The 10,100-nt window shown below is 36.0% G+C and carries 9 protein-coding genes and 1 CRISPR repeat array; all 9 genes read right to left on the reverse strand.

From position 1 onward, the window contains the following. On the reverse strand, window positions 1–761 hold a 761-nt coding region (locus RMR19_RS18240; RefSeq protein WP_310604936.1), incomplete at its 3' end, for an amidase. A 19-nt stretch (window positions 762–780) separates the two neighbouring features. Continuing rightward, window positions 781–1,068: an Asp-tRNA(Asn)/Glu-tRNA(Gln) amidotransferase subunit GatC gene (gene gatC / locus RMR19_RS18245; protein WP_310604937.1), complete on the reverse strand. Its 288-nt coding sequence runs from the start codon at window positions 1,066–1,068 to the stop codon at window positions 781–783. 337 nt (window positions 1,069–1,405) lie between these two features. Continuing rightward, entirely contained in the window at window positions 1,406–1,636 is a 231-nt protein-coding gene (locus RMR19_RS18250) for a hypothetical protein (protein ID WP_310604938.1), read from the reverse strand. 364 nt (window positions 1,637–2,000) lie between these two features. Further along, the gene (gene aspS, locus RMR19_RS18255; RefSeq protein ID WP_310604939.1) at window positions 2,001–3,371 is read right to left on the reverse strand and encodes an aspartate--tRNA(Asn) ligase; all 1,371 of its coding nucleotides are present in this window, start codon (window positions 3,369–3,371) and stop codon (window positions 2,001–2,003) included. Window positions 3,372–4,116: 745 nt separating this feature from the next. Beyond that, window positions 4,117–4,689, reverse strand: a complete 573-nt coding sequence (locus tag RMR19_RS18260; RefSeq protein ID WP_310604940.1) for a GNAT family N-acetyltransferase — start codon at window positions 4,687–4,689, stop codon at window positions 4,117–4,119. A gap of 146 nt (window positions 4,690–4,835) precedes the next feature. Then, window positions 4,836–6,050 (reverse strand): LL-diaminopimelate aminotransferase, encoded by a 1,215-nt coding sequence (locus RMR19_RS18265; RefSeq protein WP_310604941.1) that lies wholly within the window; start codon window positions 6,048–6,050, stop codon window positions 4,836–4,838. A gap of 146 nt (window positions 6,051–6,196) precedes the next feature. Continuing rightward, window positions 6,197–6,739 carry an ANTAR domain-containing response regulator gene (locus tag RMR19_RS18270; protein ID WP_310604942.1) on the reverse strand — a complete coding sequence of 181 codons (543 nt, stop codon included), beginning with the start codon at window positions 6,737–6,739 and terminating at the stop codon, window positions 6,197–6,199. Between the two features lie 58 nt (window positions 6,740–6,797). After that, the gene (gene glnA / locus RMR19_RS18275; RefSeq protein ID WP_310604943.1) at window positions 6,798–8,117 is read right to left on the reverse strand and encodes a type I glutamate--ammonia ligase; all 1,320 of its coding nucleotides are present in this window, start codon (window positions 8,115–8,117) and stop codon (window positions 6,798–6,800) included. Window positions 8,118–8,389: 272 nt separating this feature from the next. Continuing rightward, window positions 8,390–9,004, reverse strand: a complete 615-nt coding sequence (locus tag RMR19_RS18280) for an HAD family hydrolase (protein ID WP_310604944.1) — start codon at window positions 9,002–9,004, stop codon at window positions 8,390–8,392. A gap of 164 nt (window positions 9,005–9,168) precedes the next feature. Then, a CRISPR array of direct repeats spans window positions 9,169–10,050; the repeat unit is 30 nt; unit sequence ATTTACATTCCACTTTGGTACTATTCTTAT. Window positions 10,051–10,100 lie beyond the last annotated feature (50 nt).

Raw genomic sequence — 10,100 nt, forward strand, 5'->3', positions numbered from 1 at the left:
TGATAGCTCTCGGTTTGAACTGACGTTGAATCCTTGCCATCATGCCCTGCTATTACCTCTAGTACACTTGCACAATCTGCAACACTATTTGCTATTGGCCCTATCTGGTCAAGAGAAGATGCATAGGCAATTAATCCATAACGTGATACCGTTCCATACGTTGGCTTAATTCCTGTTACTCCACAAAATGAGCTTGGTTGGCGAATAGAACCACCTGTATCTGAGCCAAGTGCAATTACCGCTTCTCTTGCTGCTACAGCTGCCGCTGCACCACCACTTGAACCACCTGGCACATACTCTACACCTCTAGGATTCTTAGTTGCTCCATAGTAAGAAGTCTCCGTTGTACTTCCCATTGCAAACTCATCCATATTTACTTTACCAATTATAACAGCTCCTGCTGCTTCTAACCGTTCAATGACTTCTGCATTATATGGTGGCTTGAAGTTTGACAACATCTTTGATGCACATGTTGTTAGCTCACCTTTCGTACAGATATTATCTTTAATTGCAATTGGCACACCTGCAAGTGGTGAATCTGCTAATTTTCCTTCATCTATTAACATCTGTACTTCTTTCGCACGAGCAATCGCCGCCTCTTCCCATACAGTAATATAGCAATTGTATTTATCATCTTCCTGCTTAATAATCTCTAACTGTTTCTTCACAACTTCTTCAACAGAAACCTCACCAGCTTTTATCATAGAGCTTAATGTAAGGGCTGTCATAGGAGTCACATCTTGTAATTGAATCTCTGCCATAATCATGTCCTCCCCCTTTCTACTCCACTGTCTTAGGAACAATAAAGCAACCATCTTTCTTAACTGGTGCATTTCCAAGTAAGTTATCACGGTCATCCCCATTTGTCACAACATCATCTCTAAAAACATTTTTCATAGAAAACACATGCGACATCGGTTCAATATTATCCGTATCAATCTCATTCATCGTATCCATGTAACCAATAATATTCTCCAAATCTGTCTTAGCACGTTCCTTCTCCTCCCGAGAAAGCTCTAACTTAGCCAGTGCCGCAACATATGTGATTGTTTCGTCTGTTATCTTCATACATCTACCTATGCATAAATATCACAAGATTACATATGATATTGCCCGAATATATGTTACTGTGAAAGTTATGTGTGAACAGTAACATATATATAGTCGAAAGAAGGGTTGGGCTGCATATTCCTTTACGTTTATTTTCTTTCAACTTTTTTATTAAACTTCGAGTGAAAATGGTGTTATATTCATCTACTATTCTAAGGTACATACATAAAGAATTTTATTTCAAGTTATTGCGCTTACTCTCTTTTAAGTTTTCTGCACGTTTATCCTTTATATTTCTAATAACCTAATTCACATATCTATCGATTACTATCCTCTTGACCCGCTTTAACTTTTACTACAAAAAATGCCTTGCATTACCACATTCGAAATAGTTATCAATTATCTTACCTAGAAATCTTTCCACTCTATTAACTACTATCATTCCATCAATTACTTTCACTTTCTTTCCCTTTATACAACCAGCAAAACTCTCAATACCTTCCCAATGCTTCTTCGTTGGCGTTCGATAACTAAGAAACGATAGCGTAGCATCTGTAGTACTTCTTAGTGTGTATTGAATAACCAAGGAAGGCGAGGCATGGACGCCGAGTTAGGGCGTATCTGAAAAATGCTTGTACTGAGCTGTGCACTCCACTTAGTGGGATGGAAGTTCAAAATTCAGGAGATGTAGCGGGCTACATTGACTGAATTTTGAGCTTTCAGACCGCTGAGTGGAGGGTGCAGAACAGGGCAATGATTTTTCTAGATATGCCCTAAGACCGAACTGAGCCAGGAGGGCGAATTGAGGTCGATTCCGTATCTCCTCAGCTCTCTCCCATACACACCTAGAAGTACTAAGATGCAAAGCGTGTTTCGTGTTATCGAACACCAACAAAGAAGCCTTCACAGCCATCAAGAGTTTTGCGTCCCTTTTATACAAAGAAATGAACTTAAGGCTCTAACCGTGAAACATCCCTAGGAAACAAAGTTGTTTCTCTTACATTTTGCTCATCAAGAAGACGCATTGTCAAACGTTCCAACCCTATACCAAGTCCGCCATGAGGTGGCATACCATATTTATGAATCATAAGATAGTTTGAAAAGTCTTCTGGATCCATACCACGATCAACCATCTTTGCCACTTGCTCTTCATAGTTGTGAATTCTTTGACCACCTGTTGTAATTTCCATTCCTTTGAATAGCAAATCAAAACTTAATGTGAATTTCATATCAGTTGGGTCTTCCATTGCATAAAATGGTCTTTTCTTTGATGGATAATGTGTTACAAATACCAAATCACTTCCGTATTCCTCACTAAAATATTTTCCAATCAAGATTTCTTCCTCTGGTTCTAAGTCATATGGGTTTTTAATTTTACGATCATACTTCTCCGCTACTAACTGTTTTGCTTCATCGAATCGTACCGTTGGAATTTTAGAAGCATCAGGCAATTTCACTCCAAGGATTTGTAACTCCTTGCTATATTCTTTCTCAAGAAATTTGAATGTATAGTCAAGCATCGCCTGCTCCATCTCCATGATATCTTCGAATCCATCGATATATCCCATTTCGAAATCCATACTTGTATACTCATTCAAATGTCTTGTTGTATTGTGTTTCTCTGCACGAAATACAGGTGCTACTTCAAACACTCTATCGTAAACTCCAACCATTGTTTGCTTGTAGAACTGTGGGCTTTGCGCTAAGAATGCTTTCTTGCCGAAATATTCTAGCTTAAATACATTTGCGCCACCTTCTGCATTACCTGCAACGATTTTTGGTGTACGAACTTCTGTAAACTTTTGTGCAAACATAAAATCACGAAAACCACGAACGATTCCTTCTTGAATCTTAAAGATTGCTCTTTCTCGAATGTTACGAAGGGAAATTGGTCGCAACGACAATTTGGTTTCAAGCGAAGTTTTTAGTTTCCATTTACTAATCGGAATTGGTAACATCGTATCATAAGATGGCATTGACAATACTTTCATATCTGTCAATCGTATCTCGAATCCGTTTGGTGCTCGTTCTTCTGTCGCAACAACACCTTGAACCTCCAGCGTTGCCCCCTCTTTTAATGTCTTCAAGTCAAACGATACATTTTCTTCGGTATATACACACTGTACAACGCCGTCTTGCCTGCGCAGTACTAGGAAAGCCAATTCGCCCATATCTCGAATCGTATGAACAGCCCCATTCAATCGAATGCTTTTCCCTTCCATTGCAATACCTGTTTCCTTGCTACCATAGGCATCATCTCCTAAGATGATGTCACAAATACTTACTGTTTCCTTTTCTTTGATTCCTGAAATAAATTCCATAGAAATCCCTCCTTAAATATTAGTCATATTGATGTAATATCTAAGCTTTCTGACTAGAACCTGTTGCAGCAAATAGAAGTTCCTGCAATTACTGTGGTTCTAGCATATTCTAATCCATTCTGGACTTTTATCTTCCCATTTCAAAAGTCTGCGTATACCATTTATCTGATACTAACCTCTCACAGACCCCAACATACTTGAAAATACTTAAATATAATTTAAAAATGGGTATAAAAAAAGTCCCAGGAATAAAATATATTCCGGGACGGGATAAGCTATTTTCCCGCGGTACCACCCGCATTGAGAAATGTGTAATTTCTCCGCTTAAACACTTAACGCGTGCAACGTGCGAACCTACTGTTTCGTAGTACGAGACTTCTGCGTTTCACAAACATGATTTGCAAAACAATCTAAATGAAAAAATCTCTTTCATTCTATACTACCTACTTGTTCAATTCACCAGCTCCAGAGTGTTCCTCAACTTACTTATCATCAAAATAGTGCTCTCAGTCGGTGACACTATATTCCTGTTTACAAATGCTATCGGTAAGTCTTAGTCTCTTTCAACACTTTTACAATTTCTATTTCGCTTATCTTAGCATAACTAAATTACAAACGCAAGCGATTTTTGCAAAACCTTTCTTTCGTAAGTTTTTCTCTGTAGCTCTACTGTATATTTCATTGTTTTCTTGTATTTATAAAGTATATTTTTATTTCATCCTTTGAACTGTTTACGTATATTATTCTATATTTCTGTATCAGAAACTTCCCTTGCGGAAACCAATTCACCTGGTGTACCTTCGCATTCACACAATATTTTTTCATAATATTTCATATCACACCATCTGCCTAATTTGTATGCCGTGTGTGGTAAACAAGCAATTTCTTTAAACCCACGCTTTATGTGAAAACGTTCGCTCTTCTCATTTGGTGAATCTATTAATTCATATACTTTATATACACCTTGTTTGTATAAAATTGCAATGATTTGCTCGTATAACTCACTTGCAATACCGCTTCCATGATACCCCTCTTTCATATAAATCGAAATCTCTGCTCCCCACTTGAAAGCAGCTCGTTCCATATGCTGTGAGGCATAGGCATATCCTACAATCTCCCCTTCTGACTCACATACGAGATAAGGATAGAACTTCATAATCTTTTGTATTCTCTCTTTAAAATTTTGTAATGTAGGCACTTCGTATTCATATGTTATTGTTGTATTTAATATATAAGTCGCATATACGGCAAGTATTCCTGCAGCATCTTCTATTGTAGCTGGTCTTATTAACATTTTATCATTACGTTCCTTTGTCATTGCTTCATCCTCCTTGTATCATATATTTATAGCACCTTCGAATTAAATTCGCAATAGAAAAAACAGACATAAGGATATAAATATGTCCGTTGAACATATCATATTCTCATATCTGTTTTTATTTACACCTATTATCTATATATCTTTTATAATTTCTTAATTCTTTCGATTGCTTCCACTGTATTCTCGTAAGAACCGAATGCAGTAAGGCGGAAGTATCCCTCTCCGCTTGGTCCAAATCCTGAACCTGGAGTACCAACAACGTTGGCATCATTTAGTAAATAATCAAAGAAATCCCATGAAGTCATCTTCTCTGGAGTCTTTAACCAGATGTAAGGTGCATTCACACCACCTGATACTGTATATCCTGCATTAGCAAGACCTTCACGAATTACTTTCGCGTTATTCATGTAGTAAGCGATTTGCTCTTTTGTTTGCTTCTTACCTTCTTCTGTGTAGATAGCAGCTCCAGCAGCTTGAACAATGTAAGGTGCACCATTGAATTTTGTTCCTTGACGTCTTGCCCATAGGCTATTAAGAGTAACATCTCCACTCTTTAATTCTTTTGGGATAACTGTGAATCCTAGTCTTGTTCCTGTAAAACCAGCATTCTTTGAGAAACTTCTAAGTTCAATTGCACAAGCTTTTGCGCCTTCACATTCATAAATTGTATGAGGTACATCGTCTTCTGAAATATATGCTTCATAAGCGGCATCATAGATAATTACCGCACCTACTTTAAGTGCATAGTCAACCCATTTTTGTAATTCTGCTTTATTAATTGTAGAACCTGTTGGGTTATTTGGAAAACAAAGATAGATTACGTCTGGCTCTTCTTTTGGTAATTCCGGAGCAAAATTAGTTTCTGCTGTACATGGCATATAGATTACATTACTCCATTTGCCAAGCTCAGGTAAATATTCTCCTGTTCTTCCTGACATTGCATTTGTGTCAACATATACTGGATATACTGGGTCACATACCGCAATTTTATTATCAATGTCAAAGATATCTCCGATATTACCAGAGTCACTCTTTGCACCATCACTGATGAAGATTTCATCAAGTGCAATTTCTACTCCACGAGCTTTATAATCATTCACTGCGATTGCTTCTCTTAAAAATTCGTATCCAAGGTCTGGTGCATATCCTTTAAATGTCTCTTGTTTTGACATTTCGTCTACTGCTTTATGCATTCTATCAATAACAACTGGCGATAAAGGTAATGTAACATCACCGATACCAAGACGAATAATCTTCTTGTCAGGGTTTGCCGTTGTGAATTCGTTTACTTTCTTTCCAATTGTTGAAAATAAATAACTACCAGGTAACTTTAAATAATTCTCATTAATTTTGTACATTAGGAAGCCTCCTTTTTTTCTCTCTACATTCTGCTATTTTACTCTATAATGTACATTTATGCAACGTAATTTACGAAATTAGATGATAATAATTCTTACTGTTGTTACTGTTCACACTATATTTTGTTTTCTTATCCTTGAAGCAATTACATTAAACATAAAATCATCTGTGCTGTTTCTACTATATTCGTTCCATTGTCCATACTCGTCTTTTGAATATAGCGATGTGCCTCTTCTTCCGTCATGTTATTACGATCCATAAGTATGCGTTTTGCTTTAATAATTGTTTCCTTTTCTTCCTCTGTTCTTTGCTTTGGCTTCTCTCTTAATCTCTTTCTCCGTCGTGTATAATTATGCGACATCATCTGGAGTGTATTCAGCAAATCATGGGTCTTAATCGGCTTTCCAAGACAAACGATATCATTATTAATGCAGTCTTCAAACTTAGTCGGCGCCGCCACTAACAACATCTCAAATCCTTTCGGAAGGTAGTTGTGTAACTCACTATAGAACATATCCGTAAAACGATACGCACTAATTACGATTCCGCCATCTAAATTATTCGCGGTTGCAATTACTTGTGCCCCTGTTGTACACGTTGCATCTACCTCATACCCATTTTGTATTAAAACATTTTTTATTACTTTAGCATCATCTATCTTAGGAAATGCAATTATTATATTAATCATTTATTTGCTTCACCTCCAACCTATACAATCGGTATATTATTAGCCTCCGATTGTATGATTAGATGCGATATAAATACTGTTCCACTTCCCATGCTGTTACTTGGGAGCAATAATCGTTCCATTCCTTCTTTTTAGCACCGATATATTTCTCAACAATCTGGTTACCTAATACCTCTTTAATAAATGTATCTTCCTCTAATACTTCAATACTATCTATCAATGTTTTTGGAAGTCGTTTAACATCTTGATTATATCCTTCCTGATTCATCGCATCATTCGGAAGTGCTTCTGGTAACTTTTCTTTATTACGAATCCCCTCTAAACCTGCTGCTAGATATAGCGCTATCGTCAAATATGGATTCGCGGAGGAATCTGGTGAACGAAGTTCAATCTTACTATCGGTATCAATGTCATTTGGTACACGCACACTTGCATTTCTATTATGAACAGACCAACCGTTATATGCAGGTACATTATAACTTGGTACTAAACGTTTATAGGAATTGATAATTGGATTTACTACTGCTGTAATCGCAGCGTTATGCTTTAATACACCTGCTATAAACCATTTTGCCTCATCACACAATTCGGCATTCTCTTCTCTTCCAAATATATTCTCTCCATCTTTCAATATTGATAGCAATATATTCATTCCTGATCCTTTCGAATCATTCAATGGCTTTGGCATAAATGTAGCATGCAATCCATGACGCTTCGCTATAATTCTTACAACCATACGAAATGTCATAATATTATCTGCTGCACTTAACGCTTCATCATACTGGAAATCGATTTGATGTTGTGATGCACCTGCTTCGTGATAAGATGCTTCCACCTCAAATCCCATATCTTCTAATGTTAATACGATCTCTCTACGTACATTTTCACCCAAGTCAACAGGCCCTACATCAAAAAATCCTGCCTTTTCTTCTGTCTTTGTAGTTGGAACTCCATTATCATCCGCTTGAAATAAATAAAATTCACATTCTGAACCTATTTCAAAGGAATATCCCATCTCTGCTGCCTGTTCTATTATTTTCTTTAATACATAACGACTGTCTCCTTCAAATGATGTCCCATCCTTTTGACATACATCACATAAAAATCTTGCTACTTTCCCTTGTTGTGGTCTCCATGGAAAAATCTCAAACGTATCAAGCACTGGATGAAGATACAAATCTGACTTCGCATTACTTGTGAATCCTTCAATCGCTGCCCCATCAAATCTACACTGATTATTCAATATCTTCTCTAACTGGCTTGTCGTAACCGCCATATTCTTTAATGTTCCATAAATGTCTGTAAATTGAAGTCGTATAAACTCTACATCTTCTTCCTCTACTAATTCAATAATGTCTTGTTTTGTATAATTACTCATTTTAGGTGTCCTCTCTTTCTATAGATATATTTTGTTTTTGCTTCTATTGTTTATGTTTTTATAATACCTTTTTTCACTAGGGCATATTCTTGTAATTCTTCGTGTTACTTATTTTCTTACAAAAATAGGGCATAGGAATTCATTTAAGAACCCCTTTGCCCTATTTAAATTAATAATAACAAGTGTTAAAATATTTGTCAATGAATTTATTTTGTAGGTTTTGCTGATTTTATTCTGTTAGTTTCGCTTAGCATATATAATTCTAAATTAATCTAAATTGATATCTTTACTTTCATTGATTGTAACAATTCTATCGTTTCTTCATATGATTGAAACACAATTCCAAGTAATCCATTCTTTCTGGCTGCTTGAATGTTATCCGCCCTATCATCTATAAATACACTTTCTTCCGGCACAAGCCCATACCGCTGAATCAGTGTTTGATAAATTCGGTCGTCTGGTTTAATCAGTTTTTCTTGATAGGATAGAATATATCCATCTACTTCTTTCAAAAAGTCTACCTTATTCCCACATTCATTATGTAATTTCTCACTAAAATTAGACAAAACATATACGTTATATCCATTCTCTTTCAACGTTCGAATCCATTCTTCTGCATATGGATATATCTCAATCGTTCCACTAATATCTTCATATACTTGTCGTATCTCTTCTTCTACTGTTGGATCATTCTTAATAAAATCCCGTAGTAACTGCTCTGGATTTAATGCTCCCTTATCGAACTCATCCCATGTAGGGCTTAGCACTGTTGCTTTAGCTACCTTCTGAAATATGTCTTCTGAAAATCCAAAACTACGAAAATGTTTCTCCCAGCAGAATGCCATTAGTACATTGCCGATGTCGAAGATTATGTTTTTTATGGTCATTGGTTGTCCTCATTTCTTGTTTTTTGATTTTTTGTATAGGTTAAGTTTATTATATTGGGACGGGGTTGTAAATTGAAAGATAGGGGATGAGTACTTTCCCTCATTCAGAGTATTACGTAGTCAAATAATTTTTTACATTTTCCACGGCGTGGAATTTTAATTTGATTTACATTCCACTTTGGTACTATTCTTATCAATTAGGGCTGTAATTGCTATTACAACAATTCCAATATTTACATTCCACTTTGGTACTATTCTTATGATAAACAGCTTCAAGCAAAGAGAAAAATGCTACATTTACATTCCACTTTGGTACTATTCTTATAAGTACACCAATTAAGCTGTACGAAGAAATATGCAAATTTACATTCCACTTTGGTACTATTCTTATTGATTCGTCAGTTTGATAAAAGTGCCATTCTCCTAATTTACATTCCACTTTGGTACTATTCTTATATTTACTTCTTGTAACGGATTCAATTGCCCTTGTGCATTTACATTCCACTTCGGTACTATTCTTATAGATAGCTCCATGTTTTGCTTATCTCTCCATTGTTCATTTACATTCCACTTTGGTACTATTCTTATTCCTTATCAATTCCATTCTCTTCAGCTAATTTATATATTTACATTCCACTTTGGTACTATTCTTATCCTGCTGTAAAAGTTCCTGTACAGGCTTGTTTCACATATTTACATTCCACTTTGGTACTATTCTTATGTACTAGGGATTAGTCATATTAGAGCAGCTAGAAAATTTACATTCCACTTTGGTACTATTCTTATCATAACACAATGTGCGTTCACGGAGCAGTTCAAACATTTACATTCCACTTTGGTACTATTCTTATCTTGAAGCTGTTTCACCTAACCGAATTCGTGCAAATTTACATTCCACTTTGGTACTATTCTTATGAGCCTAGGGAATTATATAACGCTCAAGGCTTTCCATTTACATTCCACTTTGGTACTATTCTTATGCTCTGTACTTGGGTGATTTGCCTTGTGCATTTTAAATTTACATTCCACTTTGGTACTATTCTTATGAAGTGGTCTGCAAGTTTCTTTAATTTATCTGTTTTATTTACATTCCACT

The organism is Anaerosporobacter sp. (genome assembly GCF_031551385.1).
Taxonomy (GTDB): Bacteria; Bacillota; Clostridia; order Lachnospirales; family Lachnospiraceae; genus Anaerosporobacter.

What these genes read in the sequence shown, in the direction of transcription:
- gatC (WP_310604937.1), bottom strand. Translation starts at nt 1,068, where the DNA reads ATGAAGATAACAGACGAAACAATCACATATGTTGCGGCACTGGCTAAG.
- aspS (WP_310604939.1), bottom strand. Translation starts at nt 3,371, where the DNA reads ATGGAATTTATTTCAGGAATCAAAGAAAAGGAAACAGTAAGTATTTGT.
- RMR19_RS18260 (WP_310604940.1), bottom strand. Translation starts at nt 4,689, where the DNA reads ATGACAAAGGAACGTAATGATAAAATGTTAATAAGACCAGCTACAATA.
- RMR19_RS18265 (WP_310604941.1), bottom strand. Translation starts at nt 6,050, where the DNA reads ATGTACAAAATTAATGAGAATTATTTAAAGTTACCTGGTAGTTATTTA.
- RMR19_RS18270 (WP_310604942.1), bottom strand. Translation starts at nt 6,739, where the DNA reads ATGATTAATATAATAATTGCATTTCCTAAGATAGATGATGCTAAAGTA.
- glnA (WP_310604943.1), bottom strand. Translation starts at nt 8,117, where the DNA reads ATGAGTAATTATACAAAACAAGACATTATTGAATTAGTAGAGGAAGAA.
- RMR19_RS18280 (WP_310604944.1), bottom strand. Translation starts at nt 9,004, where the DNA reads ATGACCATAAAAAACATAATCTTCGACATCGGCAATGTACTAATGGCA.